This window comes from Actinomadura terrae, from assembly GCF_022751215.1.
GTDB classification, from domain to species: domain Bacteria; phylum Actinomycetota; class Actinomycetes; order Streptosporangiales; family Streptosporangiaceae; genus Spirillospora; species Spirillospora terrae.
Genome location: NZ_JAICDG010000005.1, coordinates 337,755 through 363,370, shown reverse-complemented (window position 1 = coordinate 363,370; position 25,616 = coordinate 337,755). Strand labels below are relative to the sequence as shown.

The following is a 25,616-nucleotide window of genomic DNA, read 5'->3' as shown; positions in this document are numbered from 1 at the left end:
GTGGCGTCCGCCCGGATTTCCGCCGGCGAACTCCGCGAAGCGACCACACAGATCTTCGCCGCTTCCGGCGTCCCGCTGGAGGACGCCGCGCTGGTGGCCGACAGCCTCGTCCAGGCCGACCTGTGGGGCCACCAGTCGCACGGGGTGCTGCGCGTCGGCTGGTACGTCGACCGCATCCGGTCGGGCGTGATGCACGCGGAGACGAAGATCGAGATTGTCTCCGACCTGGGCGCCGTGCTGACCCTGGACGGCCACGACGGCGTCGGCCAGGTCATCACGGCGCACGCCGCCCGCACGGCGGTCGACCGCGCCGCCCGGCACGGCGTGGGCGTCGTCGCCGTCCGCAACTCCAACCATTTCGGCACCGCCGCCTACTTCACGAGAATGGCGCCCCCGCGCGGCCAGATCAGCATCCTGACGACGAACTCCAGCCCCGCGATGGCCCCCTGGGACGGCCGCGGGAAACTCGTCGGCAGCAACCCCTGGTCGATAGCCGCGCCCCTGGACGGCGACCGCCAGATGGTGCTGGACATCGCCAACACCGCCGTAGCCCGGGGCAAGATCTACCTGGCCCGCAACCAGGGCGCGCAGATCCCGAACGGCTGGGCGGTCACCGCCGAGGGCGCCCCCACCCGCGACCCGGAAGAGGCCCTGCTCGGCACGGTGCTGCCGATGGCCGGGCACAAGGGATACGGGATCTCGGTGATGATGGACGTCCTGTCCGGCGTGCTCAGCGGGAGCGGCTTCGGCTCCCTCGTCAACGGCCCCTACCAGTCAGAGCATCCCGGCCGCTCGGGCCACCTCTACATGGCCCTCGACATCGCCGCCTTCGGCCCGCCGGCCGAGTTCGAGGAACGGATAGAGACCCTCGTGGCGGAACTGAAATCAGGTTCCCGCGAAGGCGCCGAAGAAGTGCGCTACCCGGGCGAGCTGGAGGCCCTGGCCGAGGCGCGCAACCTCCGGGAGGGCCTGCTCCTCCCCGAACGAACCCTCACCGACCTGCGCCGCGTCGCCGATTCCCTGGGAGTCGAAGTGCTGGTGGACCGATGAAGGTGACCCCGTTCCGCGTGGGACGCTCCCGCGACGTCCCGCTGCCCGCCGCCGTCTACGGCTCGGCGAGCGACGAGACCATCGACATCATCATGTTCATGTTCGTCATCGAGTCCGCCGGGACGCGCGTGATCGTGGACACCGGAACTCTGGAGCCCGAATACGTCCGGCGGCACCATGCCTACGACTTCGCGCGCGACCCGAAGGAGACCCCGGAGACCGTCCTGCGCGAGGCCGGGATCGAACCCGACGACATCGACTACGTGGTCAACACCCACCTGCACTGGGACCACTGCTCGAACAACGCCCTGTTCAGAAACGCCCGCGTCCTCGTCAACCGCCGCGAACTCGAATACGCGATCAACCCGCTCCCGATCCACGAACGCGCCTACGAGAAACTGCCCGGCCTCCAGGCCCCCTGGATGTCGGCCTGGGACCGCACCGAGGCGATAGCCGGCGAGCAGCGCATCTGCCCGGGCGTCACGGTCGTCCCGATGCCGGGCCACACTCCCGGCTCCCAGGGCGTCCTCGTCGAAGCCGACAACGGCCGCTACCTCCTCGCGGGCGACGCGATCGGCGTCTACGAGAACTGGCATTCCGGAAACTGGCGCCAGAGCATCGCGCCGACCATCCACACCAACCTGATCGAATGCTACGAGACCTTCGAATACGTGGCGTCCCTCGACTGCGAGGTAATTCCCAGCCACGACCACCGGGCCCTGACGAGCCCCCTCTTCCACTCCACCGCGCCGCCGACCTGAAAGCACCCTGCCTCCCCGGGAACCGGGGAGGCAGGGTATCGGTGAAGCGCCCTCAGCTCGCCGAGCGCGACCGGTGACCTGTCCGGTGGTGTGCGCGCATCATGCGTCCGGCGCCGCTGAGGGGGTCCTCGGGCTAGTCGTTCACGGCGCGGCAGTCCTTGCCCAGCACGTCGACGAACCCCGGGTGCCGCCCGGGACGGGACTGGGCGTGCGCGCAGCGCCAGGAGTCCCCGTGCGGGAAGTTGATCTGCACGTTCTGGAAGTGGCCGACGAGGGGCGGAGTGCAGTCGAGCCCGTTGACCCACGGCGGGTAGATGAGCGGCACGGGACCCGCCTCGGCACAGTTGAAGACGACCCTGGCGGGGGGGCTCTGCGGGGCGGCGGCCTGGGCGGGGGCGGTGGCCAGGCCGGCGCTCAGCGCCACGGCGCCCGCGGCCACGGCGAGCGGAGTGAACAGACGCATCGGTGTTCCTCTCGAAAGACGGGGACTTGCTACCGAGTGCTCATACTCCACTACTTAACGTGACCGTAGTGGTGAAGGTGCCATATCAATCCCGTCCGATGCCTATTACCACGCCAGATGTGCCCTATTTGGGCGAGAAGTCCGGTCACATTCCGATCTCGCGCGATATACCTGCGACACAGATCGTCACAAGCCACCCGCAAGTGGTAGTTGCCTCGTCCCGCGGTCGGGCCCCTCTTATCGTCATGTGAGCTTCCCCGCCTCACCCGTCGGGGAGAAATGACGACATGACCCGCTTCAAGCGCCTACGCGCCACGACCGCGATAATCGCGACCGGACTAGCGCTGCCCATTGGCGCCTTCACCGCGAATGCATATGCCGCAACAGGCACATTCTTCTACCACTCGCCGGAATCCGGCGACCTGGAGATCAATAATCCCGACGACGGCGAATGCCGCCTGCTGCTCCAGGGCGCGGACAGGGCGAGGAACGCCACGAACGCCACCGCGTCCCTCTTCTCGGACCGCGGCTGCGAAAACGCGCACAGCACCCTCAGCCCCGGCCAGTCCAAATCCTTCCCCGCCTCAAATCTCCCCCACAGCGTCCTCTTCCACCGCTAACAGGGCCCGCCTGCCGGCGGGGTGCCCCCACACCCCACCGGCACCGCGTCGACCGAACTCAGGCGACAATAAGTCGGGTCCGTGCATCGCAGCCCACCAGCGAGGACCCCCTATGTCGTCGGCAGCGGGCAACGCCCGGCGGATCGTCCGAGACCTGCTCACCAGGGTCACGCCCGGCGACGGGCAGGAGGCCGCCGACCAGCGGCGGACGCTCGACTGGGTCGATTCCGGCGCCCCGCTGTTCCGCGTCCGGAAGCCGGACGTCCCGCCGCGCCACCTGGCCGTATACGCGGCCCTTCTGGACGAGCCGACCCGCTCGGTCATGGTCGTCGCACACCGACTCGCTCAGGCATGGCTGTTCCCCGGAGGCCATGTCGACGACAACGAAGACCCCCGCAGAGCGATCACGCGCGAGCTGGCGGAGGAATTGCGGATTCGGCCGCAATTCCATTCCGCGTTCGGCGACGACCCCTTCTTCCTCACCGTCACGCAGACCCGCGGTGACCACAGCCATACGGACGTGACCATGTGGTTCGTCTTTCAGGCCGACCGCGACGGGCGAGTCACGACCGACCCGCGCGAGTTCGGCGACGTCCGATGGGCGCCGGTCGATGACCGTGGTTCCTGGCCGGACGGCGCGACCGACCCGGGAATGGATCGTTTCCTGAGGAAGCTGGGCTCCGTGCGGGGCGGGGCTAGCCGATGATGATCAGGGTGTTGGCGTCGCGGTCCCTGAGGGTGAACATGGGCGGCACGCCGGGCCACTGGAGGAGGTCGTCCACGTCGACGCCCTGCTCCTTGAGACGTGCGTGGACGGCCGGGACGTCGCCGGCGGTGAGCCTGATCCCGGTGTCGACGCCCTTGGACGCGCCGGGGACGAGCGCGATGGTGGTCTCGGACCCGGCCGGGGCGACGGTGATCCAGCGCCCGCCGATCTGCTCCAGCGGAACGTCCAGCCGCTTCTCCAGTCCCAGGACGCCGACGTAGAACTCGAGGGCCTTGTCCTGGTCGCTGACGGGAACGGCGACGGTGCCGATGCCGGTGATGCGCGCCTGGTCCTGCTCAGTCATCGCTGCTCTCCTCTGTAGGGGTGGATTCACTAGTTTGGACCAGCGAGCCCGGCAAAACTCATCGCTCCCCGCGGCCGCCACCGGCTGCACCTGGCGGACAAGCCCCGCGCACGCTCGGGGCGGCCGTCAATGGCGGTGCTTGACACATTTGACCAATGAAGGTCAAAGCCGTTCGCAGCCCAGGCAAACCCGCTGCGCGTCCTCACTGTGACCGAGCCCACCCTACGGAAAGGAACGGGACAATGTGGAAGCGGATGAGGGCGAGAGGCATCGCGGCGGGTTCGATGGCCGGAGTCGCGGTCGCGGGGATAGTCGCGGGCACCACCACGCTCGCGCAGGCGGCCGCGCGCGACGAGCTGGACACCTTTCCGATCGGTGGATTCAGGGCGCCCGTCAAGGTCATCGACGTGGCCGGCTGGTCGACGGAGGACAGAGGCAGAGTGCACCTGTGGGCTCTCAGAAGAACCGGGGACGTGCGGAACCAGCGGTGGACCCCCGTGCACTCCGGCGAGGTCAACGGCCACACTCTCTTCAAATTCGTCAACGAGTACTCGGGGAAGTGCCTCGACAAGTCCGAGGACGCTCCCAACGGCAACGGGAACGTGGTCTACCAGCACACGTGCCACAACGGGCCCAACCAGCTGTGGGAGAGGATTCCGTTCAACGACAGCAGCTACACGCAGCTCAAGAACCTCGCGGGGGGCCGCTGCCTCGACGTCGAGGGCCCCACCTGGCAGGACGGCACGACGATCCATGTCTGGGACTGCTACTCGGTCAACGGTGAACCGGCGCAGAGCCAGCGCTGGAACATAACCGAGGGAGGGTAGTCGAGTACCGGCCCCCTCGGCCCGCCCCGGCTCGCCGGGACGGGGCCGGGGGACGGCGGTGCGGTCGGCCGCCTCCTACGCTCGATGTCCGTGACCGATGACCCGGTGGCGTCCTTCGCCCGCGCCCGAGCGGCGGCGGGTGTCCTGTTCTTCGACGATGACGACCGCGTCATGCTCGTCGATCCGTCGTACAAGGATTACCGGGATATCCCCGGTGGCTACGTTGAGCATGACGAAACGCCGCACCAGGCCGCGGTACGCGAGGTCGCCGAGGAGTTGGGCATCCGCCCGCGGATCGGTCGGCTCCTGGCCGCCGACTGGGCGCCCAATGCGGCCGAGGGCGACAAAATCCTCTTTCTCTTCGACGGTGGCCGCCTCACCGCTGACCAGCTCGACGCCGTCCGGCTCGATCCGGGCGAACTCGTCGGTTATCGCTTCCACGACATCGCCCGGATTCACGACCTGACCATTCCGCGCCTCGCCCGCCGCCTCGTCCACGCCCATGCCGCCCACCGCGACGGGACCACCCGCTACCTCGAACACGGCGAACGCGTCTGAGCAGGCACATCGCGTGGTCCCGCGCGGCGGTTACGGCTTGGACGGCGAGGCGATCGGCGGTCCGGCGGAGTCCGGCACCCCCGCGTAGTCGGGCAGCTCGACGCCGTTGATCGCGCGGCCGACCAGCTCCATGAACCACTCGCCGGTGAAATCGGGGAGCGGCTCGGCGTCGGGGCCGGGGACCTCGCGGCTGCGGGCGTTCAGCCGGCCGATCTCCTGGTTGGCCTCGACGAACGAGCGCATCCGCTCCTCGTAGCGGGCGAACCCGGCGGCCGGGTCCCATCCGGCGGCGGCCAGCTCTCCGGCCAGCAGGTAGGCGCCGACCAGGGCCAGGCCGGTGCCCTGCCCGGACATCGGCGAGGAGCAGAACGCCGCGTCCCCGAGCAGCCCCACCCGTCCACTCGACCAGCGGTCCAGCACCACCTGGGCGACCTGGTCGAGGTAGAAGTCGGGGGTGTCGTCCAGGTGCGCGAGGATGCCCGGGGTCAACCAGCCGAGGCCCGCCATCCGCTCGCGCACCAGGGCCTTCTGGGCCGCGACGTCGCGGTGGTCGACGGTGAAGTCGGCCGAGGGGAAGTAGAACATGGCCATCGCGCGGGTGGCGTCCTGGATGGGCCGCAGCAAAGCGGAGCGCCCGGACTCCTGGTCCTGGTGCTCCAGCAGCCAGCGGTCCAGGCCGAACTCGTTGGGCACACTGTAGAAGGCGAGCACCTGCCCGAGGTGGCGGAGGAACCGCTCATGCGGCCCGAAGACCATCGCCCGCAGCTCCGAGTGCAGCCCGTCGGCCCCGATCACCAGGTCGAAGCGCCGCCGGTCGCCGCCCGCGAAGACCACGTCGACCCCGTCCGCGTCCTGGTCGAGCCCGGCGATCCGGTCGCCGAAGACGTACTCGACGCCGTCGCGGGTGTCGTCGTAGAGCACTTGGGCGAGGTCCCCGCGCAGGATCTCGATGTCCGCGATGTACCCGTCGCCCCCGTCGTCTTCGGCGTGGAAGGTCTCCAGCACCTTCCCGTCCGCGTCCACGGTGTGCGCGCCCGCGGTGTCGGTGCACGCCGCGCGCACCGCCGCGTCCAGCCCCATCCGCTCGATGACCTCCCTGGCGACCCCGCGCGCGTCCACCGCCTGCCCGCCGGGACGCAGCTCGGGAGCCCGCTCCACCACGGTCACCTCGGCCCCCCGCCGCCGCAGCCAGTGCGCCAGCGCGGGTCCCGCGATGCTCGCCCCCGCCACCAGGACCTTGGGAGCCCCCTGCCCACCGGTCCGGACGGTGTGCCCCTGCCGGGAGTCGTCGACGCTCATCACTGCCTCCATGTGCTCCTCCGCGCCGGAACGCTCCCGGCACGGCCCACCGCTGCCGGTGTGTCCAGCCGTATCGACCACGGACACACACGAAACTCATCGCCACGACCCATAAAAGAACCCCTCGACCGAGGTCGAGGGGCTCCCTTGTGGCGGCTAGAGGTCTAGTTCCCCGGACTTGATCCGACCGAGGAGGCCCGCCAGGGCCTCGCGGCCAACGCTGAGGTGGGGGCCCTGCGGGTCCTTGCTGTCCCGGACGCCGACCGAGCTGTCCAAGGAGGCCAGCTCGACGCACTGACCACCTTCTCCGCCGCTGTGGCTCGACTTGCGCCACGTGACCTGGTTGATCATCCAGCCTCCATCACCGATCGGATCAGAGCCTCGGAATCGGCTGCTGCCAGGGCTGATTCCCTAATCAGCTCGAACCCTACTCCCAGCTCTGTCACGTGTGGGCCCGGCTCCAGGAGCCGACCCCTACCTCCTACCGACTCTTCGTACCCAAGATCGGGCTCGTTGTCGAAGGACAGGACGGTGAAGCTGCTCTCGGGGAAGACCTGAGCGTTGGCCGGGATGACGTAGATCGCGATGTTGGGTTCTCGGATGAGCATCAGCAGGTGGGAGAGTTGCTGTCTGGTGACCTCGGGAGTCCCAGCCATCTTCCTCAGGACGCCTTCCTCCAGGAGAACGACGACGCTCGGCGGATCCTCTCGTCGAAGGACTTCCTGGCGCTCCATTCGCGTTGCGACCAACTCTCCGACCCTGTCGGGTCGCCTACCGGCCTTGACGACCGCTCGGGCGTAATCCTCAGTCTGGAGCAGTCCGGGGATGTAGTTCTGGTTGTACATGCGAATCTGGGACGCTCGCACCTCCTCCTCGACGTACTCCCAGAACCCCGGCGGCAGCCCGACCTCCTCGGCGATGCGGGGGAGCATGGCCTCGAAGAACTTCGGGACCTCGTACAGCCTGTCCATGGCGACGGACATTTTGGTGTTGAAGCGGCGCTTCTTCGTCTCCACAAGGCCGACCATTTTGCCCGTGTAGCCGACCTTGCCGCCGAGGGCTTCCTGCGATAGCCCCGCCGCTTCGCGGTACCGCTTCATGTGGAAGATGTAGAAGTCGTGCGCGGAGGTCATGGGGTCAATCTCGGACATGTGCGAACCTTTCCGGCCAACCTACCGCAGGCTGTAGGTATTGGGGGGCGTCTGTAGGCGCGGTTCTGTAGCCGATGATAGCCCGGAGTTTAACGATGTGTTGCAGACAACGCAGACACACGAAATCTGGATGTTCCCATGGACCATCAGAGATCCACAAAATCGAGCAGTGGCCGCAGTATGGACATTCCGTACATTGAAGCGAGTGACCCGCTTCCGGGTGCCGGTGAGCAGGTAGGACGCTGGGCGGAGCCGTACCAGAGGGCGGACGACGAAATGTGGGTGGTGCACCTCCGGCTGCCCGAATTGTTGGGGGGCGATGTCCGTCTGGTGGACACTCTCACAGCTACTAACAGGGAAAGTCTCGCTGCGCTTATGGAGCAGCAGGACGTCCTGGCCGACCGCGCCCGGCCGGGGGTGAGTGGGGCATGACCCCGCGCGTCGATGAGAGGGCCTCGGTCATGGTGGCGGTGCGCCACAAGCTGGCCGCCACGCCGAGTGTGCTGCCCGATGTGCGGTGCCTGGTGCGGGCGGCGGCGGCCGCCTACAACATCGGGACCGAGACCACCGAGGACGCCGTCCTGGTGGCCGTCGAGCTGGTCTCCAACGCCATCCGGGCGACCAGGCGTCCGATCACGTTGCGGATGTTCGTCTCCAAGGACGGCTTCCATATCGAGGTCCACGACTACGCCAAGAAGCAGCCCAAGAAGGGCGAACCCGACCTGGCCATGCCCACCGAACCCGTACCGGACGACGCACCCGACCCGCACGGGTGGGGCATGACCATCGTGCAGGCCCTGTCCCGGCGCCACGGCGTGCGCAAAGAGCGCAGCGGCAAGACGGTGTGGGCCGTACTGCGCATCACCTCCGTCCGGCGCCTCACCCTCCCCTGAACGCCACCCCCCAAGGAGACCCCCAATGGCGAAGAGAACAGCAGAGTTCGAGGCCCTCCTCACCCCGGGCGAGGTCGCCAACATGTTCCGCGTGGACGCCAAGACCGTCACACGCTGGGCACAGCAAGGGAAGATCCCCTTCGTCTGGACGCTCGGCGGCCACCGCCGCTACCCCGAGAAGAAGATCCACGCACTCCTCGCCCAGGGCACCACACAACGAAAGGCGTAGCAGTCACGACGGCTTGCAGGCGACGCCACCCCAGCACGTCCAGGCGGCGAAGAAGCGGCTGACGCCCTCGTGCGCCCGGAAGGTCACCCGGTAGCCCATCGCGTCGTTGAGGGCCTTCTCGGCCGCTGGCATCTGCTCCGGCAGCTGGTCGATCTCGGAGTTGCACCGCGCCCCCTCCGCATCCCCCTTCGGAGTTGCTTCGCATGGCCCTCTCACACCCTGACGCGCTCGGTTACGACGCTCAGGCGCTTTTCGAGATGCGCGGCGGCGTCGTTGGCGTCGCCTCCGGTACGGCGATTCCGGCCGTGACGATCACGTCGGCAGGTTCCTTCTGTACGTCCTCGCGGGTGCCGTAGACACCCGTGCCCGTCGTGTTCGCACATCACCGACCCCGCCCAGTCAAGCGCGACGCCCCTGGCCGGCGAGGTGCTGACCGACAGCACCCGCGCCGCCGACCTGCACCTGGCCCCCGACCTCCACAACCAGGGACTCGACGACGGTCAGAAGATCTTCTTCCATCTTCCGCAGGTCCGCTTATACGGCTTGGACACTTTGACCAGGCATTCTCGGACCCAGAACCCGTCGTTGTAGGCCGTGGTCCAGTCGAACTTCGCCTTTCCGGGCCCAGGATTTGGTTTGCGACTGCGTCTCTTGAGGAGAGTTAGAGGTTGAATAATGCCCTCTCCCCTCTCGGCCACGAGAAAGTCGATCCCCGCCGCGTACCTGTCACGCCGAGAATCCTTGAGGTAGCCGTTGATGTTCACCCGGTCGGGGTACCAGGCGAAGCTTCCGGCGGCACTGACGGTCCTGGAGCCGTCGACGCTCCTCCACTTCCCCCGGTGGCTGCCTGCCCAGCCAATCCGAGCAGCGGGATCGCCTTGGGGCAACTTCACGTCATCGAGCGAGACGGTCATCTTACTGCCTAACACGGCGACATCGGCCGGATTTCCGCTCTCGGCCAACGCCGGTGACGCGGTCATCATGAGCGCAAGCGGGATCAGCGCACCCGCAACCCTAGGGGCCGACAGCTTGCATTCTGTAAGCCTTCGATACCGCAAAATCCAACCTCCTTGATCGCGGTGAAAGTCGAAATCAACTTACAGATGACTCCTGTGTCAGACCATCGGGGAAAATACGTACACCAGATGTACAGGGGTTTCTTCGGTTCCTTGAGGCCCGTAATCGAGCGGCCATAGGCCCCCGCGCACGCCCTGCCCGCCAGGCGTCGAGCGCGAGTACACGAAGGTTCTTCGGGGCTTCCCATGGGGCTAACCGTCCTGGCATGTACGTGGGTCGACACCCCGCTTCGCCGCCCGCCCCTAGGCCCGACGTGCCTGATCTCCTGCCTGCGGTTCGCCTGTACGCGTTCCCCACGAGCATTATGAGCAACTCGCATTCCAACCAGCAGTAAGGTGTCGGTGTATTCCCGGATGGGGAAATCTGCCCGGCGTTGGCATGATCGCCCCAATGCGAGACGGTCGGCAGCCCCCAGAGGAACCTGGCAAGAGCGTGACCGCCCCGCCGCCGTTTCATCGACATTCATCCGATCGCGCGCTAGTAGGGAGCGCCGCGAACGGACACTGCCTTCAAGGATGGATTGCATCACCTCGATCACCAGACGAAAGGGGAACGACTACCCGTGAGCAAACGACTCGCCACCCTCAGTATCGCCACGGCTGGACTGGCAGCCCTCCCGATGTCAACAGTTGCCTCTGCAAGCCAGGTCAGCGGCAGCGCGGCCGGTGCACCCCGAGCTGAATCGGCGGCGCTACCGGCCAAGAACTCCGAGGCCTTCGACTTCGAGGTGACAGCCCCAGGAAAGCCAAAGGTCACCGTCCGCTGTAGGGCCGCCAGCAACAACAACATCGTCGCTCACTACGCAAGGCATGTCCTCGTCGGCCTCGGTGCCAAGTACGGTTTCAGGGTGAACTGCACCGACGGTGGCGTTACCAGCATGGCGACCACGGCTCGCGAGAAGTTCAACCACCACATCGTGGGCCGCGCTAGAACCGACATCTGCACCAGCAGCAAGAAATGCAACCCCGGCGTCCATTCCCACGCCACTGAGGTCTGTGAGGCCGGCCCCCGCTGCGCGGGTCTGTGGCGGGTGAACGCTACCTGGATCATTACACTCAAGCGCGGCGTTCGCTGGGGCCGCATCCCTGGCGACTGCCGGCGCGTGCCAAAGAATCCGCAACGTGTGACCTGCAACTCCACCTCGTCGGGAGTCAGGGTTCCCGCCAGGCACTAGACTCCTTCCATGAAAGCCAAAGTCTCCTACGAATTTGGCCTAGTCTGTGTGCTGGCGACCGAACTGGCCGCCGACGAGCATTGCGGATACATCGAGCCAGATCACATCGCGAGGGCGCTGGCCGCATTCGAGCGCGGCCAGCGGCCCGCCGATCTCGACCACGAGGCGGTCGCTACTTCCCACGCAGGCCCCGTCTACTCAACGGCGACCTCGCGTCTCCTGGATAGCGCGATCGATCGCGCTGCCACTGCACAGATGGTTGAACGGCGCCACCTCCTGGAAGCGATCACCGCGGCCGACGCCCATCTGCTCCCGACGGAACTGTCCTCGACCGATTGGGCCGATCAACCCCTGACGGGACCAGTGACGACCGTGACCTGGACGGAAACGTCGGTAACGCAAGCAGAGGCCGAACTCGAATAGCGGTACGCCGCACCCGCTCCGCGGGTCAGCGAGCGATGAATTCTTGCTGCTCGTGAGGCGCGGAGTAGCGGCGTCTGACGCGTACCGTCACGACGGTCACCCGATCCGCGACGCCACGTGCCCTCCGGTGGCGCCGCCCTGATCCTGCTAGACGCCGCCCGCGGCGACCGCGCTGGACGATCATCCGGGTTCGAGGCCACGATGTGGCCCATGAACGGTCCGCCGCCGTCCTCGAATTGGTCGGTTTCGGGGGTCGGAGCGGCGCCGTAGCCCGGCCGGCGCTCACAGGGTCGAGGTGCAGCCCAGGCACACGGCGTGGTGTGGGGCGCCGATCTCCTCGGGGGCGCTGCCCATTGCCCTCCACGTCCACCACGACGTACCGGTACGTCCGCCACGGTGCCGTCACATCCAGGCTGCGCCCCTCCGGAGTCTCGCTTGGTGTCTAGGTGAGGGTCGCGTGCTCGGCTCTGTTCTGGCCGCTGCTCGTGTGGCGGGTCATGCGAAGTCTCTCTTCCCGTCGGGCCTGTGCCGGCTCGGGTCGGCCTGCCAGCCGATGGGCGCGCGGCCGTGTCGGCGGATCAGGTGCGGGTGTCCGGCGTCGTGGATCTGGAACGCGAAACGGTGCTGGAGCCGGTAGCGGGGCTGTCCGTCGGGCAACCCGTCCACGATCGCGGCCTGGTCGCTGACCCCCAGCACCCGCAACCCTGCCGCCTTGGGCAGCGGCGTGGTGGCCTCTCGGGGCTGTGTCGCCGGGGGAACGCGGTGCGCGGCGGCACAGCGGTCGAGCTGTGCGGGCCGGGCGGATGTCGCACAGCCCCCGCACGCCGTAGTGCCCGTTGTAGTCCGGCAGGCCATGCGCGGAGGAGACCGCGCAGGAGGTCTTGCGGAACAGCGGGGCGGCCCCGGGCGGGCGGAGCCTGAACGCCGGTGGGGTGGGTGGGGCTGGAGGGGCGTGGTTGGGCACGTCGTTGGCACAAGTGTCGGCGTCTGCTACCCCTGTAGGCGATTACCTGAAATAATGTTCAGCCGAGTGAGTGGTATCTCCGGAGGTGATCGTGTGGCGCCCCTGAACAGCGCAGGTAGAAGCTTCCTGACCGACCACACCCGGTCGCTGATCCGTACCGTGTCCTCGGGCAGTCCGCGGTGACGCCCGCGCTGACGGTCCGGCGGTCGGAGCTGGGCGGCTACGCCCTGGTGACCGCCGCCGGGTCGATCGACGTCCACACCCATCCGATGCTGGCCGAGTGCCTGGAACAGGCGATCACGGCGACCGGCCTGGCGGTGATCGTGGACATGACCGGCGTCGTGTTCTGCGACTCCAGCGGCCTGAACACCTTCGTACGCTCCTACCAACGCGCGGACGGGCACGGCGTCAGCATGGTCGCCGCGGGGTTGCAGGACCGCGTCCGCCGCGTGTTCACGATCACCGGCCTGGACCGGGGCGTCCACGTGCAACCCGACGTGGCGACCGCGGTGCGGTGGCTGGACAGCGGCACCCGCACCATGACCTGACAGGGCCGCTCACGGTTTGCGGGCCACACCGCCCCACATGCCCGTCGTCGTGGGCGGCGGGGGCGATTCCGGACGCCATTCCTGGACGGCGACCACGCCGGGGTCGAGCAGGTCCAGGCCGGTGAAGAAATGGCCGACGCCCTCGTGCGTCCGGAACGTGACGCGGTAGCCCATCGCGTCGGTGAGGGCCTTTTCGGCCGCCGCCATGTGGTCCGGCAGCTGGTCGATGCCGGGATGGGTGACCGCGAGGAAACTGCCCGGCGCCAGGGCGTCCATCAGGGTCTGGACGATCTGCCCCGGCTTCTCCTCGTCCGGCACGCAATGCAGGATCGCTATCAGCAGCAGGCCCACCGGACGGGTGAAGTCGAGCAGTTCGGCCGCGCCTTCCAGAATCCGGTCGGTGTCGCGCAGGTCGGCGTCGATGAAGGAGGTGGGCGCCGTCACGCCGGACAGCAGCGCCCGGGCATGCGTCAGGACGATCGGGTCGTTGTCGACATAGACGACGCGGCTCTCGGGGCTCGCCGCCTGCGCGATCAGGTGGGTGTTGTCGGCGGTGGGAATACCGGTGCCGATATCGAGGAACTGGGTCACCCCCTCCGCCACCATGAAACGGACCACGCGGCTGAGGAAGGCACGGTTCGCGGTCACGCCCGGCTTGACCGTCGGGGTCGTCGCTATCACCCGTTCGGCGGCGAGGCGGTCCACCTCGAAGTTGTCCTTGCCGCCGAGCCAGTAATCGTAGATTCGCGCTATGTGCGCGGTGTGGACATCGATTCCCCGGGGCGCGTTGGTCTCGTCGTCGGCGGCCATCGGGCCAGGCTAGCCCGAACCCATCGCTGTGATCACGCCTCAAATTATTGCCGCCATCCCAAAACCCACTGGCGCGCACCCCCGAAACAAAGGCCCCGCGCGTTACAGGGCCTCGGCGATTTCCGCCGCCGTCGGCGGATCGGCTCCGGGGCGCATACAGGTAATGGCGGCGGACACCAGCGCCGTGGCGAGCGGAACCGACAGCGACTCGCCGCCGTTCGCGAGGTCGGCGCGGCGCGCGGGGTCGAGCAGGTCGGCCGCCAGCAGCGCCGACACCAGGCCCGCCATGAACGCGTCGCCCGCGCCCACGGTTTCGACGACCTCGACCGGCGGGGCGGGACGTTCGACCTGCCCGGACGCGGTGACGGCGACGCAGCCGCGTGGCCCCCGGGTGACGACGACGAGCGCGGGCCCGAGACCGCGCCACCGGTGCGCGACGTGCACGGGATCGGCCCCGGGGTAGAGCCAGGCGAGGTCCTCGTCGCTGGCCTTGACCACGTCGGCGAGGGCGACCTGCCGCTCGACCCGCCGCCGCTCGGCCGCCCGGTCGCCGAGCAGCGCAGGCCTGATGTTCGGGTCGTAGCAGGCCGTGGGCCCCCCGGCCAGCGCGGCCTCGGCCGCTTCCGCCGCGAGCGCCGCCGCCAGCGAGCCGGTGCACACGACGGCGGCGTCCGACGGGATGACCGGCGGCGAAGGCGTCCAGGAGAGCGCGAAGTCATAGGACGGGACGCCCGCGCCGTCGACCGACACCACCGCGAGCGAGGTGAACGGCGCGGCGGACACGTCGGGCGTCACACCCGAGGCGACCAGGTGGTCGGTGACGAGGCGGCCGAACGCGTCGGCGCCGAGGCCGGTCGCGAGCGTGACGGCGTTGCCGAGCCGTCCGAGCCCGACGGCGAGGTTGGCCGGGCTGCCGCCGGGGTCGGCCCGGTACCGGCGCCCCCCGGGCTCGCCGACCAGGTCGACCAGCGCCTCGCCGAACACCAGGATCCGGGCCATCGCGTCCCCCTCAGCAGAGCACCTTTTCCGGTTCGACATTCTCCCTGGTCGGGACGCCGCTGAAGGCCCAGATGGCGAGCGCGCCCAGCGTGAGCGCGGCGCCGAGGACGGTCGGCCCCGTCCAACCGAAGGCACCGTACAGGGCGGTGGTCGCCGCCGCGCCCGACGCCGACCCGAGGGAGTAGAAGACCATGTACGCGCCGATGGTCGTGCTGGTGCGGTCGGCGTAGGCGGTGGTGAGCGTGTGCTGGTTGCTCACGTGCACCGCCTGGACGGCGAAGTCGAGCACGATCACGCCGATGACCAGCAGCGGCAGCGACCACGAGAGCTGCCCGATCGCGGCCCACGAGCCGAGCAGCAGCACGAGGGCGGCCCCGGTGACGCGGCGCGCGTGCCCGGCGTCGCCCCACCGTCCGGACCGGGCGGCGCCGAGCGCACCGGCGAGCCCGGCGACGCCGAAGAGCCCGATCTGCGCCTCGCTGAGATGCCACGGTGCCCCGGCCAGCGGCAGCGCCATCCCGCTCCACAGGGTGCCGAACGACGCGAACAGGAAGAACGCGATCAGCCCCCGGCTGAGGAACAGCGGTCGGCCGAACAACCCGGCGAACGAACGGAGGACCTCCCCATACCGCGCCGCGCCCGGACGGACGTCCGCGGGCAGCAGCGCGAGCGTCAGCAGCGCGAGCACCCCGGCCAGGACCGCAAGGACCAGGTAGATGCTGCGCCACCCCCACACGTCCGCGAGCACCCCCGCGACGACCCGCGCGCCGAGGATGCCGATCACGACGCCCGAGGTCACGACGCCGAGGTTGCGCCCGCGCTCGGCGGGCGGCGACACCGACGCCGTGTACGCGACGGCGGTCTGCACCACCACCGCGAACACGCCCGCGACGGCCAGCCCGGCGAACGCCGCCCACGCGCCCGGCGCCGCGGCGGTGATCGCCATGCCCACGGCGACCAGGACGAGATGCCCGGCGATCAGGCGCCTGCGGTCGAGCATGTCGCCGAGCGGCACCAGCAGTGCGAGCCCCGCCAGGTAGCCGAGCTGCCCGGCGGCCACGAACCAGCCGAGCGAGCCCACGGGAACGCCCAGGTCACGGCCCATCGGTCCCAGCACCGGCTGCCCGGCGTACACGCTCGCCACCGCGACGCCGCACACGACCGCCAGCAGCAGCCTCGTTCCCCACCTCATCGGCCCCACCCCAATCAGTTTCGTTTTGCAACCAACGCGACCGTAGGCCAGAATGGTTGCAATACGCAACTCTTGGGAGGGTGCGATGGCCCGCGACGAGCGCGACTGGACCGATCCGACCTGCCCGGTCGCCCGCACGCTCGACCTGGTCGGCGACCGGTGGAGCCTGCTCATCGTCCGCGACGCGATGGACGGCGCCCGCTCGTTCACCGACTTCCAGCAGCGCACCGGGATCGCCCGCAACATCCTCACCGACCGGCTCCGCAAGCTCACCGCGCACGGCCTGCTCGCGCAGGTGGAGGTGCCCACGGGCAGGCGCCGGCTCTACACGCTCACCGGCGCGGGCAAGGCGCTGTTCCCCGTGATCGTCACGCTGCGCCAGTGGGGCGAGCACCACGCCTTCGAGCCGGACGAGCCGCACTCGGTCCTGGTCGACGCCGGCGGCGCCCCCGTTCCCGCCCTCGTCCCCACCGCACCGGACGGGGCGCCCCTGACCAGCGACACGACCTCGGTGCGCCGCCCCGGCTGAGCCCGCGGCCGTCCGCGGCCGCCCGCCGGTGCCCGGTGGAGCCGACCGGACTGCCCGGGTGTCCAAGGCGCATTGCCCGGTGTCCCGGGGAAACGCGCCCGGCCTAACCTTCCCGCATGTCCAGACCGGACTGAGGAATGGCGGTAATGCCGCTCCTCGATCAATTCACTGTTTCGCCACCACAGCGCGAGACACAACGGGAAAAGGGCGGGCATGAAACTCAAGAGGACGATGACCGTCGGGGCGCTCGCGGCGGCCTGCGCGGCGGGGACCATGGCCGGCACCGCCGGCGTCGCGAACGCCGACTGGCACGACTGCCCCAACGGCTCCGTTTGTGTTTGGGAGCACTCCAACTACAACGGACGTTTCCTGTCCGGCGGAACCTCGGTGGGCAACGTCGGATCCGCCATGAACGACAAGACGACCTCCCTCTGGAACCGCACCGGCACGGTCGTCTGCTACTTCGAGCACACGAACTCCGGCGGGCGTGCCGTTTACGTGACCGGCCCCGGCGATTCGTCCGCCAACATCGGTGCCAGCGCCAACGACAAGATCTCCTCCTGGGGCCCGTGCAACTGAGCCGCAAGGCCCAGCGAGGCCTAGCGAGGCCAGGCGAGGCCACAGGGGCGGGTGCGGGTCCGCCCCTGTGGCCTCAGCGGCGGCCGCGGGGGATGAGGTGGCCGAACGCCTTCCGCAGCACCGAGCGGCGGACGGCCGGGGTCAGCCCCGGATATCCGTAATCCGGATCGCGGCGGAAGACGACGTCCGTTTGCTCGCCCTCTAAGGAGACCAGCCCCAGCGTCACCTTCAGGTCGATGACGGAACCGTCGGCGACGCCGATCCGGTCGAGGGGGAGGTCGGGGACCGGCCGCTCGTCTACCAGCAGGTCGTAGGAGAAGTGCACGCTCAACCGGCCGCCCAGCCCGCCCCCGAAATCGAGGGGCTCGTCCATGAGGGCCAGTTCGGCGCGGACCTGCGCGCGCAGCTCCGCGCCGGTGGCGTCGGCCGGGACGGCGAGCACGTGCGAGACGTCCAGGGCGCGGTTGCGTATGTAGATCGTGTTCGTACGCAGGCCAGCGCCCCCGGCCGAGCCGGGTGCGGGCAGGACAGGATGTCCGAGGGCGCGGTCACGCCGCCAGGTTCCGGCGAGCTCGCCCACCGCCCTGTCCCAGTCGGCGAACGCGTCGAACCTCCTCCGGGCCGACAGCAGCGCCGGGATGTCGCTGCCGTCCAGCCGCAGGACGAACAGGAACCCGCGGTTCCGGTGCAGCGCGCCCCGCCACTCCTCGCGCAACGTCGAGTGCCACTGGTCGCGCAGCCAGGGTTCGTCGGCGCAGGCGCTCGACCACAGGAGCAGGAAGTAGTCCGACTCCCCGATGTGCTTCTCGATCGTGTGGACGATCTGGTCGCCGGGAAGCGTGTCGCGCTGGGGGCGGAACGTCCGGACGCCGAGGCCGACGAGGTCCTCGTGCAGGCGGTCGGCGCTGCCCTGGTCCGCGTCGGCGTAGCACAGGTAGACCTGCGGGTTGTCACTCCGGGCGCGTGGCCGCATCCTCGCTCCTCCTCCGCCGCCGTTCGGCCAGCCCGCGCCTCCGCCGCCGCAGCAGCCCGGCCCGTGTCTGCAAGCCCGCGTCGCCGTACAGGGTCCAGCACGCCCAGCGGGACGGATCTCGCGGAAACGGCACACCGACGTCGTCCGTCGCATGGACGTCGCGCATCGCCGCCCGCAGCGCCAGGTCGCGCGGCTGGACGCGCAGGTGGTGCTGCAACCGGTCGAGCAGGGCCCGGGCGGGCAGGTCGGGCGCGATCCACCGGGCCGCGACCACGGACGCGGCCCCGGCGGTGAACCCGGCCCGCACGAAGCCGTGCCGTTCGTCGCGTCCGAGCCGCTGGGCCATGCCCGACTCGCAGGCGCCGAGCACGAGCGTCCCGCAACCGCGCAGGTCCATCTGCTCCAGCTCCTGGGAGGACAGCGGGCTCCCCGCGAGCCTGATGAGCGAGCGTCCCGGCTCGTCGTGGTCGTGGAGACCGTGGCTGTCGATGCGGACGATCTGCTCGCTGCGCTTCGCGAGTTCTTCGCGCAACCGCTCCGGTGTGGCGCTGGGCCCGCTCAACGAGACGCGCGCGGACGCGGTCGACGGCGCCAGACCGTCGTTCCCCGGCCGCACCAACAGGAGGTCGTCGCCGCGCAGCGCGTGCGCGCGTGCGCGCAGCGGCGCCAGCGCCGACAGGCACGGCAGGTCCGACAGTGCGTAGCGCAGGCCGAGCGGTCCGCCGCCGTCCGGCAGCGGCAGCCCGGCGAGCGGGACGTCCGCCACCTCGTTCCCGGCGACGACGGCGAGCCGCCGGATGTGCGCGGGCAGGCGGCCGACCACCGCGGCGACGGCGAGCCGCGCGGCGATCTCGGCGAGGCGGCGTTCGAACTCGCCGCTGGCCGCGCTCGCCTCCAGGGAGTCGGTGGTCTCCCAGCACAGCGCGAGGTCGTCGATGGCCTCGTGCAGTTCGGCGCGGTTGGACGCGGCGAAGCTGTGCTGGAGCTTCCGGCAGACGATGACGTGGTGCACCGTGTCGGGGGTCGTGTGGATCAGCCAGGCTGCCTGGTCGCGCGGTAGCGCGGCGGCCATCCCGCGCGCCCACCGCAGCGCGCCCGCCGGGTCGCCCGGGCCGGGCAGGTCGCGCACGCGGTCCTCGTCGGCGGGCAGCACCAGCGGCAGGACCAGCGCGCCGCGCGCGGCCTCCAGCGCGACCGCGATCGGCGCCGCGGTCGGGCTGCGCCCCGCGTAGACCCGCTCGACCGTCGCGCGGACGCGCTCGTCGTGCTCGGTCGGGACGGCCGCCAGCATCGGGACCCGGTACCGGTCGCTGGGCTGGCGCCCGGCGATCTCCTCCTCCAGCCGGTGGGCCCTCGCCAGGAATTCCATGGCGGCGTCGTCGGCACCCGGGTGGTCGAGTTCGCGCAGCGCGTTGCCGAGTATCCGCCACGCGGCGACCCGCGCCTCCTGGAGCGCGCCCGTCGTGGCCAGGTTCGCCGCCACGGTGGCGTGGCCCACGCATTCGTGCAGCGGCGCGGGGTCGCCGGGAGAAAGGTCGGCCCGCGCCTGCTCGACCTCGGCCGCCGCGAGATGCCACAGGACGTGGTCGCGCCGCGAGGCGGCCTGGTCGCGCAGCTCGACCAGCAGCTTCTCCGCGTCGGCCGTCCGGTCCTCTTCGAGCAGGCGGTGGACGTACTCGACGCGCGCGTCGAAACGTCGCGGGAGCGGGCCTCCCTCGGGAACCTCCTGCCCGAGGAGCGAGTCGGCCTCGGCCTGGGCGGCCGCCCGGTCCGGCGCGTGGCCGGCGGCCTCGCCGAGCAGGCCGCCGAGACGTCCGACCAGGTCGGGACGGCGCAACGCCCACGCGAGGACGGCCAGCTCCCGGACGACGGGCCAGTGCAGGTCGGGCTCGGAGTTGAACTCGGGCATGTCCAGGACGTTCGTGAGCGTCTCCAGCGCCTCCTCGTAGCGGGCCTCGTGCCGGAGCTCCTCGGCGCGCCGCAGATGGTCGACGACGGTGACCGGCGGCGGGGCGTCCGCGGCGACCGGGCCGTGCTCGCCCTCGCGTCCGCGCACGGCGCGGATCACTTTGTCGATCTCGCGGAGCTCGTCCGGCTGACCGGAGCTCTCGAACCACGCCCGCGCGGTGAGGAGATGCCGCAGGGCCCGCGCGTCCTGCCCGGCGTTCGACAGCACCAGCCCGCGAACGCGATGCAGGCGCGCCTCCTGCTCCTTCGACAGCTCGTCCCCGCTGTCGGCGATGGCGTCGGCCGCCGCACCGGCGCGCGCGTGGTCGCCCACCAGGACGAGGATCTCGGCGTACAGCAGCCGCAGCCCGAGCGGGGGACGCGGCGCGTGCTCGGCCAGGTACCCCTCGCAGCGGTCCCGCGCGAGCCTGCGATTCCCCAGGGTGGCGAGGCAGTTCAGGTGGTCCTCCTGGAGTTCCTCACGGATGCCCGGGTCCCTCACGGCCGCCGCGACGGCGGCGCGGTAGGCGCGGTCGCATCCGGCGGCGTCCCGGACCTCGAAGCACCGCACGGCCTCGGTGACGTGGTCCGCGCTGGGATGGTTCGGACGAATCTCCATCAGGACTCCAGGGGTCAGGGCACGCAGGTGTGGTCGCGGTCGCCGGCGGCGGGGCAGGCGAGCAGGACCGGCACCAGCACGGTCCCGGGACGCGCCTGTCCGGACGGCGACGGAGAAGGGGGCGGGGTCGGGCTGGACGACTCGGAAGGACCCGTCACCGGAGGGAAAGGCCTCCACGGCACCGGGGAGTTACCCGGTCGGCCGCCCGGGCCGGTCACACGCAGCCAGGTCGTCGACTGTCCCCGGCCGTTCTGCTGCTGGTAGGCGTCGGCGAGGACGCCCGGGCTCTCGGCGGCGGTGGTGACCTCCACCATCGCCTTCTGGACGGTGACCTTCTGGCGGCGCTTCGGCCAGTCGCTGCTCAGCAGACCGTCGTTGATCACGTAGGGGTACAGCTTGCCGTCCACCAGCACGTTGTTCTCCTTGGCCAGCTCGCCCAGTTCCATCTCCCGCCACCCCGCACCGGGGATGATCCGGCCCTGGCCGTGGTGGACGGGGTGCCCCGCCTCGACGCCGATCCGCGGCCTGGAGCGGGCCGGGTCCGTGCCGAGCGCCTCCCGCACCCGGACGCCGAACGGGCCGTCGGCGGGAGTGATGACCACCTTGTCCGCGCCGACGATGGCCGTGCCGTCCTCGCCGAGCGGGACGCCCCGCGCGAGTCCGTCGTGGGCGGCCACGGCCTCCTGCCGCGCCGCGAGGATCTGGTCGAATTCGCGAAGGAACGCCCCCGCCTCCGCGGTGCCGCGCGGCCCCATCTTCTGGTCGTCGAGCCGGACCCAGACCCTGTTGTCGTCCCAGCGGACGTCGGACCGGTGCCCGCCCGTGTCCTCGACGTACATCTGGCGCGCCCCGTGGGACGGGTCGCCGATGACGGCCCGGCTCGGCGAGCCGGACGGACGCACCGGGAACTCCCACCAGCCCTTCGACCTCGCCGGCGGCGGACGCGGCTGTATCGGCAGCCCGTCGGGCCCCACGGAGACCGGCAGGCCCAGGAAGAACTCGGGCGCGCCCCGCCCGTCCGGGCGGCCCAGCCGGAACTCCATCCCGTCGCCGGGCGGCCCGACGTCGCCGGTGATCCGGAACCAGGCCGAGTCGGTCCCGCCGCCGACCTTGTAGCAGTCGCCGTAGCGGAACAGGACGGAGTCGCGGGCGGGCTCGCCCTTCTCCTGGTACGACTGCAATGCCAGCCGGACGCGTTCCAGCGGCCCCCTGACCCAGCTCAGCACGACCCGTCCCCCGGTCGACTGCGCCACCAGGCGTCCCCATTCGCTGCCCTGGAACGTGATGCGTTCGGAGAGGTACCCCCCGCCGGCCTCGCGTGCGATGTGCAGCTTGCGCTGCGCCTTCTCCTTGCGCCAGACCTTCAGCCCGCCGAAGAAGCCGCCCCGCCCTTCCTGGCCGGTGGTCTCGGTGACCGCGTCGCCGCGCTTGCCGTGCGTGAGGCTGCGGTCGACGCGTTCGTCGACCCCGCCCTGTTCGTCCAGCCGGACCTGGCCGATCTCGCCGTCGCCGGTGGCGGGGTCCAGCTTGGAGGACGAGTCGTAGAGCCCGGCACGGTCGTCCTCCCGGGGGAGCGGCGTACTGGGACGCCACGACTCGTCGCCCGCGCGGTGCAGGGAGTCGGCGAGCGACACCCCTCCGCCGAAGTACTGGAATCCGCAGAACTCGCGCGGTTCGGACAGCCTCGTGATCACCGTCTCGTGCCGCGCCCCCGAGACGAACGCGAACTTCTCCCGCTCCCGCAGTTCGGAGTGGTCCGCGTACCACCCCTCGAAGTTCAGGTCCCGGCGCCGGACACCGGCGCCGTCGAGCCCGGGAATGCCCGGCACGCCGGCCTTTTCGGTGAGCCATTCCAAGGCCCCCGACCACCGCATGATCTGCTCAAGCCGCGCGTACTGGGGCTCGTAGTCGGCGACGTCCTGGAAATGCCGGTTCCACCATTTCAGCCCTCGTCCGAAGTGGTAGCTGGGCTCGATTTCGCCGTCGCCCGATGACGTGCGCTGGAACAGCCGGGTCGCCCGCTCGCCGATGTCCACCCGGTCGTCGCCGAAGCGGAACCCGGTGTCGTTCTGCCCGAACCAGAGCCGCCCGCTTTCCTCCCCCGACCCCCTGTTCGCAGGGCAGAGCCCGGCGGGTATCGAGGGGTCCGGGTCGGGAACGAAACCTTGACCTTTTTAACGGGGACACCGGTCCCAATCCCGAATGACCAGTTTTTTGCAATCAGGTCGGTGTAGAAGAGCGTCATGCCGACCTCGGTGCCCTCGAGCCCTCCCTCGTAGCGGGCCCGGTGGTACATCCGCCCGTGCGGGACCAGCGGGCCCCGGCGGCCGGGCGGGTCGAGCGAGAACCCGGGAGTGCCGCCGGAATCCTTGAGGTATCCCTCCTGAATCGCGGCGACATCGGCGGGGGAGAGCGGAGGGGCGGTGCCGCTCTGCCATTTCCAGCCCCCGGCCCAGATCTCGCCTCCTCGCCGCTCCAGCGTGGAGAGGTGCCGGGTGCGCTTGAGGAACCCGGTCAGCCGATCGCGCCCGTCCACGCGCATCACGACGTAGCCGTTCGCCTCGCGGGCCCGCGCCGCCTTCTGCGTCTCGTCCGCCCCGACCCGGATCGTCTGCGCGGACCTGTCGATCGTGTAGCGGTGGACCCGCACCCCCTCCGGATCGGCCCCGTGGTCGGTGCGGTGCTGGTCGAGCAGCAGGGCGATGCTGCGGGACGCGTTCGGATCGTCGGCCGCGATCAGCAGGTGGAGGACCCGCCCGTCGAACAGCGCGCGCCCCGGCCCGGTGGGCTGCGCGGCCAGGTCGGCGAGCCCCGCGTCCCTGACCGGGGTGGCGTCGTAGACGGCGGAGCGGTAGCGCCTGCTGTCCAGGTGCAGGTGGGCGGCCAGCGCGGAGCGGAGCCAGTCGCGCAACTGCTCCCGCTTCTCCTCGTCCGACAGGTCCCCGAGACGGCTCGCCGCCCCGCTGTAGGAGACCGTGAACGGCCCGTCGGCCGGAAGCGGCGGCGGTGAGGCGGTGGCGGACCCGCCGGTGCCCGGAGTCGGGCCGGGGATCCGGCCCGGGCCGGAGCCCTTCGACGGTCGGTCGAAGATCAGGACGACGATCAGTCCGAGCGCCAGCGCCGCCGTGAGCAGCACGGCGATCGTCCGGACGCGCTGGACCAGCAGCGACGGCGGTAGTTTGCGGCGGGTCTCGGGGAGCATGGCGGCGACCTCTCCGGGCCCGGATCAGATCTGGCCGGGGAGCCGGAAGCTCCGGCCGGACGGATGCGCCCACGCCGCCATGCGCTGCCCCGCGCGCTCGACCGACACCGACTCGAACCCGTCCGGGAGGCAGACGCGCTGGACGCGGCCGTCCCCAAAGGCACGGTCATCGGGGACGCCGTCCGGCGTCTGCCCGTGCGCGGGCCCGCCGCCCGAGAGGCCGCCGTCCGGCGACCCGCCGTCGAGCGACCCGCCGTCGAGCGACCCGCCGCGCGGTGCGTCGACGCACGCCTCGGGGCTACGCGCGGCGCGGCCGTCCGGCCCCGACGTGGGTGGGATCAGGTCGTCCAGGAGCGGGGCGGAGATGAGGACCCCGACGCCGCGCTCGGGGCCGTTCGCGAGCACGGCGTGGGCGGCCGAGTCGGTGCACAGCCAGCACACCGCCGACACGACGCGCCCCTCGAAGCCGCTGTCGGTCAGCCAGGTCGTGCCCTCGTCGAACGCGACGACCACGCGGAGCGGGTCGAGGGCGGCCCGCGGGTCGGTGACGACCTCCTCGTCCAGGCACCGCACCAGGTCGGTGATGGCGCGCGGCTCGTCTATCCCGATGGGCATCGCCAGCAGGACGGCCGCGCCCCCGGCCTGCCGCGCGAGCGCCGGGTTGTGCTCCTGGAGCAGCGCGAGGTCCAGTCCGGCGGTGACGCAGGCGCTCCGCACCGCCGCCACCATCCGCCGGTAGGGGCGGCCGCCGGGGGCCTCGTCCGGGACGGCCTGTCCCTGGTGGACGGCGATGCCCGCGCACAGCCGTCGTATGGGATCGGAGTCGTACATCTGGGCCTTTCCGCGCCGCGCCGGTCGGGGACCCGTTCACTATGGGGGGCCGCGCGTCAGGCAACCCCGTATTCCGGCGGGATCTCGTCGATCCCCGCGGCGGCGCACAACCCCGGCCAGTCGCGGATCACGATCTTCTGGCCCTTCTTCCCGTTGACCCCGGACCTGAGCAGTCCGGCCAGCGTCTTCTGGACGGTCGGCTCCTCGGCCCCGATCAGCCCGCCCAGCTCGGAACGGGTCAGGTGGATCGGGATCAGGATGCCGTCACCGCAGGGTTCGCCATACGTCCGGGCGAGCACCATGAGGATGCGGGCGACCCGGACCGGCACCCGTAAGCTTCCGTACTCGACCCGGTGCCATGTCGCGGCGCGGAGCCTGGCCGCGACCATCCGGTTGATGGCCCGCCACGCGTCCGGACGCCCGTCCAGGAAGGCGAGGAACTGGGGCCCGGAGATCCTTCTGACCACGCAGGGGCGGATCGTGGTGACCTGGGCCAGCCGGGGGCTGCCGTCCAGCACCGCCAGCTCGCCGACCATGTCGCCGCCCGCGCGGATGGACAGCAGGATCGACTTGCCGTTCTCGGTGTCGACGGTGACCTTGGTGATGCCCTCCAGAAGCACGAATACGTCCAGCGGCGCGGTGGCTCCTTTCATGATGATATGTTCGCCCGCGGCGATCTGCCGGAGTCCGCCCAGGCTCAACAGATGATCTTTGGTTTCGGGCTTCAGCTGTCCGAGGAGGCTGCGGGACGGCCAGCCGCCTGCCGGATGGGGAGCTTTCTGAATGTGCGGCATAATGTGATCTTCGTTGAGGTTAGCTGATTGGCGT

30 protein-coding genes are annotated in these 25,616 nt (G+C 70.3%); 13 read left to right on the top strand and 17 right to left on the bottom strand.

Annotation, left to right across the window (positions count from 1 at the left end; genetic code table 11):
• Together K2F47_RS30670 and K2F47_RS30665 are read left to right on the top strand one after the other, a co-directional pair.
• Nucleotides 1–1,050 (top strand): Ldh family oxidoreductase, encoded by a 1,050-nt coding sequence (locus K2F47_RS30670; protein ID WP_242909351.1) that lies wholly within the window; start codon nt 1–3, stop codon nt 1,048–1,050.
• Nucleotides 1,047–1,811 (top strand): N-acyl homoserine lactonase family protein, encoded by a 765-nt coding sequence (locus tag K2F47_RS30665; protein WP_242909349.1) that lies wholly within the window; start codon nt 1,047–1,049, stop codon nt 1,809–1,811. Before K2F47_RS30670 ends, K2F47_RS30665 begins: the two co-directional genes overlap by 4 nt.
• A 133-nt stretch (nt 1,812–1,944) precedes the next feature.
• Here the strand turns inward: K2F47_RS30665 and K2F47_RS30660 are convergent, their stop codons facing one another.
• Nucleotides 1,945–2,274: a hypothetical protein gene (locus K2F47_RS30660; protein ID WP_242909347.1), complete on the bottom strand. Its 330-nt coding sequence runs from the start codon at nt 2,272–2,274 to the stop codon at nt 1,945–1,947.
• A gap of 287 nt (nt 2,275–2,561) precedes the next feature.
• Here K2F47_RS30660 and K2F47_RS30655 point away from each other — a divergent pair, with 287 nt between their 5' ends.
• Nucleotides 2,562–2,894, top strand: a complete 333-nt coding sequence (locus K2F47_RS30655) for a hypothetical protein (RefSeq protein ID WP_242909346.1) — start codon at nt 2,562–2,564, stop codon at nt 2,892–2,894.
• Nucleotides 2,895–3,006: 112 nt separating this feature from the next.
• Nucleotides 3,007–3,600, top strand: a complete 594-nt coding sequence (locus K2F47_RS30650) for an NUDIX domain-containing protein (protein ID WP_242909344.1) — start codon at nt 3,007–3,009, stop codon at nt 3,598–3,600.
• Here K2F47_RS30650 and K2F47_RS30645 read toward each other — a convergent pair.
• Nucleotides 3,590–3,964: a VOC family protein gene (locus K2F47_RS30645; protein WP_242909343.1), complete on the bottom strand. Its 375-nt coding sequence runs from the start codon at nt 3,962–3,964 to the stop codon at nt 3,590–3,592. The two genes, K2F47_RS30650 and K2F47_RS30645, sit on opposite strands and share 11 nt — an antisense overlap.
• Before the next feature lie 254 nt (nt 3,965–4,218).
• Here K2F47_RS30645 and K2F47_RS30640 point away from each other — a divergent pair, with 254 nt between their 5' ends.
• Nucleotides 4,219–4,791 carry an RICIN domain-containing protein gene (locus K2F47_RS30640; protein ID WP_242909342.1) on the top strand — a complete coding sequence of 191 codons (573 nt, stop codon included), beginning with the start codon at nt 4,219–4,221 and terminating at the stop codon, nt 4,789–4,791.
• 90 nt (nt 4,792–4,881) lie between these two features.
• Complete coding sequence (locus tag K2F47_RS30635) at nt 4,882–5,349, top strand: NUDIX domain-containing protein (protein WP_242909341.1); 468 nt, start codon at nt 4,882–4,884, stop codon at nt 5,347–5,349.
• Between the two features lie 30 nt (nt 5,350–5,379).
• On the opposite strand, the gene K2F47_RS30630 is transcribed toward K2F47_RS30635, so the two are convergent.
• The 3 genes from K2F47_RS30630 to K2F47_RS30620 all read right to left on the bottom strand — a co-directional run bounded on the left by K2F47_RS30630 (nt 5,380) and on the right by K2F47_RS30620 (nt 7,799).
• Nucleotides 5,380–6,648, bottom strand: coding sequence for an FAD-dependent monooxygenase (locus tag K2F47_RS30630; protein WP_242909340.1), 1,269 nt, complete (start codon nt 6,646–6,648; stop codon nt 5,380–5,382).
• Nucleotides 6,649–6,804: 156 nt separating this feature from the next.
• Nucleotides 6,805–6,999 (bottom strand): DUF397 domain-containing protein, encoded by a 195-nt coding sequence (locus K2F47_RS30625; protein ID WP_242909339.1) that lies wholly within the window; start codon nt 6,997–6,999, stop codon nt 6,805–6,807.
• Nucleotides 6,996–7,799, bottom strand: a complete 804-nt coding sequence (locus K2F47_RS30620) for a helix-turn-helix domain-containing protein (RefSeq protein ID WP_242909337.1) — start codon at nt 7,797–7,799, stop codon at nt 6,996–6,998. The genes K2F47_RS30625 and K2F47_RS30620 overlap by 4 nt, the downstream gene beginning before the upstream one ends.
• 428 nt (nt 7,800–8,227) lie before the next feature.
• On the opposite strand from K2F47_RS30620, the gene K2F47_RS30615 reads away from it, so the two are divergent.
• Nucleotides 8,228–8,692: an ATP-binding protein gene (locus K2F47_RS30615; RefSeq protein ID WP_242909335.1), complete on the top strand. Its 465-nt coding sequence runs from the start codon at nt 8,228–8,230 to the stop codon at nt 8,690–8,692.
• Nucleotides 8,693–8,717: 25 nt separating this feature from the next.
• Entirely contained in the window at nt 8,718–8,921 is a 204-nt protein-coding gene (locus tag K2F47_RS30610; protein ID WP_242909333.1) for a BldC family transcriptional regulator, read from the top strand.
• A 3-nt stretch (nt 8,922–8,924) separates the two neighbouring features.
• On the opposite strand, the gene K2F47_RS41000 is transcribed toward K2F47_RS30610, so the two are convergent.
• A complete protein-coding gene (locus K2F47_RS41000; RefSeq protein WP_272497686.1) occupies nt 8,925–9,053 on the bottom strand; it encodes a hypothetical protein in 129 nt (42 codons plus the stop codon).
• 368 nt (nt 9,054–9,421) lie between these two features.
• Nucleotides 9,422–9,904 carry a hypothetical protein gene (locus tag K2F47_RS30605; RefSeq protein WP_242909331.1) on the bottom strand — a complete coding sequence of 161 codons (483 nt, stop codon included), beginning with the start codon at nt 9,902–9,904 and terminating at the stop codon, nt 9,422–9,424.
• A 656-nt stretch (nt 9,905–10,560) separates the two neighbouring features.
• On the opposite strand from K2F47_RS30605, the gene K2F47_RS30600 reads away from it, so the two are divergent.
• Nucleotides 10,561–11,172 (top strand): hypothetical protein, encoded by a 612-nt coding sequence (locus K2F47_RS30600; protein ID WP_242909329.1) that lies wholly within the window; start codon nt 10,561–10,563, stop codon nt 11,170–11,172.
• 9 nt (nt 11,173–11,181) lie between these two features.
• Nucleotides 11,182–11,595, top strand: coding sequence for a hypothetical protein (locus K2F47_RS30595; protein WP_242909327.1), 414 nt, complete (start codon nt 11,182–11,184; stop codon nt 11,593–11,595).
• Between the two features lie 495 nt (nt 11,596–12,090).
• On the opposite strand, the gene K2F47_RS30590 is transcribed toward K2F47_RS30595, so the two are convergent.
• The gene (locus K2F47_RS30590; protein ID WP_242909325.1) at nt 12,091–12,297 is read right to left on the bottom strand and encodes a hypothetical protein; all 207 of its coding nucleotides are present in this window, start codon (nt 12,295–12,297) and stop codon (nt 12,091–12,093) included.
• 441 nt (nt 12,298–12,738) lie between these two features.
• Here K2F47_RS30590 and K2F47_RS30585 point away from each other — a divergent pair, with 441 nt between their 5' ends.
• Entirely contained in the window at nt 12,739–13,107 is a 369-nt protein-coding gene (locus K2F47_RS30585; protein ID WP_242909324.1) for an STAS domain-containing protein, read from the top strand.
• A 9-nt stretch (nt 13,108–13,116) separates the two neighbouring features.
• On the opposite strand, the gene K2F47_RS30580 is transcribed toward K2F47_RS30585, so the two are convergent.
• From K2F47_RS30580 to K2F47_RS30570, 3 genes are all read right to left on the bottom strand, one after another.
• Nucleotides 13,117–13,917 (bottom strand): SAM-dependent methyltransferase, encoded by an 801-nt coding sequence (locus tag K2F47_RS30580; protein WP_242909322.1) that lies wholly within the window; start codon nt 13,915–13,917, stop codon nt 13,117–13,119.
• Between the two features lie 102 nt (nt 13,918–14,019).
• Nucleotides 14,020–14,916: a carbohydrate kinase family protein gene (locus tag K2F47_RS30575; RefSeq protein WP_242909320.1), complete on the bottom strand. Its 897-nt coding sequence runs from the start codon at nt 14,914–14,916 to the stop codon at nt 14,020–14,022.
• Between the two features lie 10 nt (nt 14,917–14,926).
• Nucleotides 14,927–16,108, bottom strand: a complete 1,182-nt coding sequence (locus K2F47_RS30570) for an MFS transporter (RefSeq protein ID WP_242909318.1) — start codon at nt 16,106–16,108, stop codon at nt 14,927–14,929.
• Nucleotides 16,109–16,193: 85 nt separating this feature from the next.
• Between K2F47_RS30570 and K2F47_RS30565 the strand changes: the two genes are divergently transcribed.
• Complete coding sequence (locus tag K2F47_RS30565) at nt 16,194–16,637, top strand: winged helix-turn-helix transcriptional regulator (protein WP_242909316.1); 444 nt, start codon at nt 16,194–16,196, stop codon at nt 16,635–16,637.
• A gap of 213 nt (nt 16,638–16,850) precedes the next feature.
• Nucleotides 16,851–17,216 carry a peptidase inhibitor family I36 protein gene (locus K2F47_RS30560; protein ID WP_242909314.1) on the top strand — a complete coding sequence of 122 codons (366 nt, stop codon included), beginning with the start codon at nt 16,851–16,853 and terminating at the stop codon, nt 17,214–17,216.
• A gap of 73 nt (nt 17,217–17,289) precedes the next feature.
• Here the strand turns inward: K2F47_RS30560 and K2F47_RS30555 are convergent, their stop codons facing one another.
• Genes K2F47_RS30555 through K2F47_RS30530 form a run of 6 tightly spaced genes read right to left on the bottom strand, consistent with a single transcriptional unit; the run spans nt 17,290 to nt 25,582 of the window.
• On the bottom strand, nt 17,290–18,189 hold the full coding sequence (locus tag K2F47_RS30555) for a toll/interleukin-1 receptor domain-containing protein (RefSeq protein ID WP_242909312.1): 900 nt from the start codon (nt 18,187–18,189) through the stop codon (nt 17,290–17,292).
• Nucleotides 18,167–20,755 (bottom strand): CHAT domain-containing protein, encoded by a 2,589-nt coding sequence (locus K2F47_RS30550; protein WP_242909310.1) that lies wholly within the window; start codon nt 20,753–20,755, stop codon nt 18,167–18,169. Before K2F47_RS30550 ends, K2F47_RS30555 begins: the two co-directional genes overlap by 23 nt.
• A 14-nt stretch (nt 20,756–20,769) precedes the next feature.
• Nucleotides 20,770–22,791 carry a hypothetical protein gene (locus tag K2F47_RS30545; RefSeq protein ID WP_242909308.1) on the bottom strand — a complete coding sequence of 674 codons (2,022 nt, stop codon included), beginning with the start codon at nt 22,789–22,791 and terminating at the stop codon, nt 20,770–20,772.
• Nucleotides 22,698–23,957, bottom strand: a complete 1,260-nt coding sequence (locus K2F47_RS30540) for a hypothetical protein (protein WP_242909306.1) — start codon at nt 23,955–23,957, stop codon at nt 22,698–22,700. The genes K2F47_RS30545 and K2F47_RS30540 overlap by 94 nt, the downstream gene beginning before the upstream one ends.
• Before the next feature lie 24 nt (nt 23,958–23,981).
• Nucleotides 23,982–24,788 (bottom strand): hypothetical protein, encoded by an 807-nt coding sequence (locus tag K2F47_RS30535; RefSeq protein WP_242909304.1) that lies wholly within the window; start codon nt 24,786–24,788, stop codon nt 23,982–23,984.
• Between the two features lie 56 nt (nt 24,789–24,844).
• Nucleotides 24,845–25,582, bottom strand: coding sequence for a Crp/Fnr family transcriptional regulator (locus K2F47_RS30530; protein ID WP_272497685.1), 738 nt, complete (start codon nt 25,580–25,582; stop codon nt 24,845–24,847).
• Nucleotides 25,583–25,616 lie beyond the last annotated feature (34 nt).

What these genes read in the sequence shown, in the direction of transcription:
- K2F47_RS30665 (WP_242909349.1), top strand. Translation starts at nt 1,047, where the DNA reads ATGAAGGTGACCCCGTTCCGCGTGGGACGCTCCCGCGACGTCCCGCTG.
- K2F47_RS30660 (WP_242909347.1), bottom strand. Translation starts at nt 2,274, where the DNA reads ATGCGTCTGTTCACTCCGCTCGCCGTGGCCGCGGGCGCCGTGGCGCTG.
- K2F47_RS30655 (WP_242909346.1), top strand. Translation starts at nt 2,562, where the DNA reads ATGACCCGCTTCAAGCGCCTACGCGCCACGACCGCGATAATCGCGACC.
- K2F47_RS30650 (WP_242909344.1), top strand. Translation starts at nt 3,007, where the DNA reads ATGTCGTCGGCAGCGGGCAACGCCCGGCGGATCGTCCGAGACCTGCTC.
- K2F47_RS30645 (WP_242909343.1), bottom strand. Translation starts at nt 3,964, where the DNA reads ATGACTGAGCAGGACCAGGCGCGCATCACCGGCATCGGCACCGTCGCC.
- K2F47_RS30640 (WP_242909342.1), top strand. Translation starts at nt 4,219, where the DNA reads ATGAGGGCGAGAGGCATCGCGGCGGGTTCGATGGCCGGAGTCGCGGTC.
- K2F47_RS30630 (WP_242909340.1), bottom strand. Translation starts at nt 6,648, where the DNA reads ATGAGCGTCGACGACTCCCGGCAGGGGCACACCGTCCGGACCGGTGGG.
- K2F47_RS30625 (WP_242909339.1), bottom strand. Translation starts at nt 6,999, where the DNA reads ATGATCAACCAGGTCACGTGGCGCAAGTCGAGCCACAGCGGCGGAGAA.
- K2F47_RS30620 (WP_242909337.1), bottom strand. Translation starts at nt 7,799, where the DNA reads ATGTCCGAGATTGACCCCATGACCTCCGCGCACGACTTCTACATCTTC.
- K2F47_RS30615 (WP_242909335.1), top strand. Translation starts at nt 8,228, where the DNA reads ATGACCCCGCGCGTCGATGAGAGGGCCTCGGTCATGGTGGCGGTGCGC.
- K2F47_RS30610 (WP_242909333.1), top strand. Translation starts at nt 8,718, where the DNA reads ATGGCGAAGAGAACAGCAGAGTTCGAGGCCCTCCTCACCCCGGGCGAG.
- K2F47_RS41000 (WP_272497686.1), bottom strand. Translation starts at nt 9,053, where the DNA reads ATGCCAGCGGCCGAGAAGGCCCTCAACGACGCGATGGGCTACCGGGTG.
- K2F47_RS30605 (WP_242909331.1), bottom strand. Translation starts at nt 9,904, where the DNA reads ATGATGACCGCGTCACCGGCGTTGGCCGAGAGCGGAAATCCGGCCGAT.
- K2F47_RS30595 (WP_242909327.1), top strand. Translation starts at nt 11,182, where the DNA reads ATGAAAGCCAAAGTCTCCTACGAATTTGGCCTAGTCTGTGTGCTGGCG.
- K2F47_RS30580 (WP_242909322.1), bottom strand. Translation starts at nt 13,917, where the DNA reads ATGGCCGCCGACGACGAGACCAACGCGCCCCGGGGAATCGATGTCCAC.
- K2F47_RS30575 (WP_242909320.1), bottom strand. Translation starts at nt 14,916, where the DNA reads ATGGCCCGGATCCTGGTGTTCGGCGAGGCGCTGGTCGACCTGGTCGGC.
- K2F47_RS30570 (WP_242909318.1), bottom strand. Translation starts at nt 16,108, where the DNA reads ATGAGGTGGGGAACGAGGCTGCTGCTGGCGGTCGTGTGCGGCGTCGCG.
- K2F47_RS30565 (WP_242909316.1), top strand. Translation starts at nt 16,194, where the DNA reads ATGGCCCGCGACGAGCGCGACTGGACCGATCCGACCTGCCCGGTCGCC.
- K2F47_RS30560 (WP_242909314.1), top strand. Translation starts at nt 16,851, where the DNA reads ATGAAACTCAAGAGGACGATGACCGTCGGGGCGCTCGCGGCGGCCTGC.
- K2F47_RS30555 (WP_242909312.1), bottom strand. Translation starts at nt 18,189, where the DNA reads ATGCGGCCACGCGCCCGGAGTGACAACCCGCAGGTCTACCTGTGCTAC.
- K2F47_RS30550 (WP_242909310.1), bottom strand. Translation starts at nt 20,755, where the DNA reads ATGGAGATTCGTCCGAACCATCCCAGCGCGGACCACGTCACCGAGGCC.
- K2F47_RS30540 (WP_242909306.1), bottom strand. Translation starts at nt 23,957, where the DNA reads ATGCTCCCCGAGACCCGCCGCAAACTACCGCCGTCGCTGCTGGTCCAG.
- K2F47_RS30535 (WP_242909304.1), bottom strand. Translation starts at nt 24,788, where the DNA reads ATGTACGACTCCGATCCCATACGACGGCTGTGCGCGGGCATCGCCGTC.
- K2F47_RS30530 (WP_272497685.1), bottom strand. Translation starts at nt 25,582, where the DNA reads ATGCCGCACATTCAGAAAGCTCCCCATCCGGCAGGCGGCTGGCCGTCC.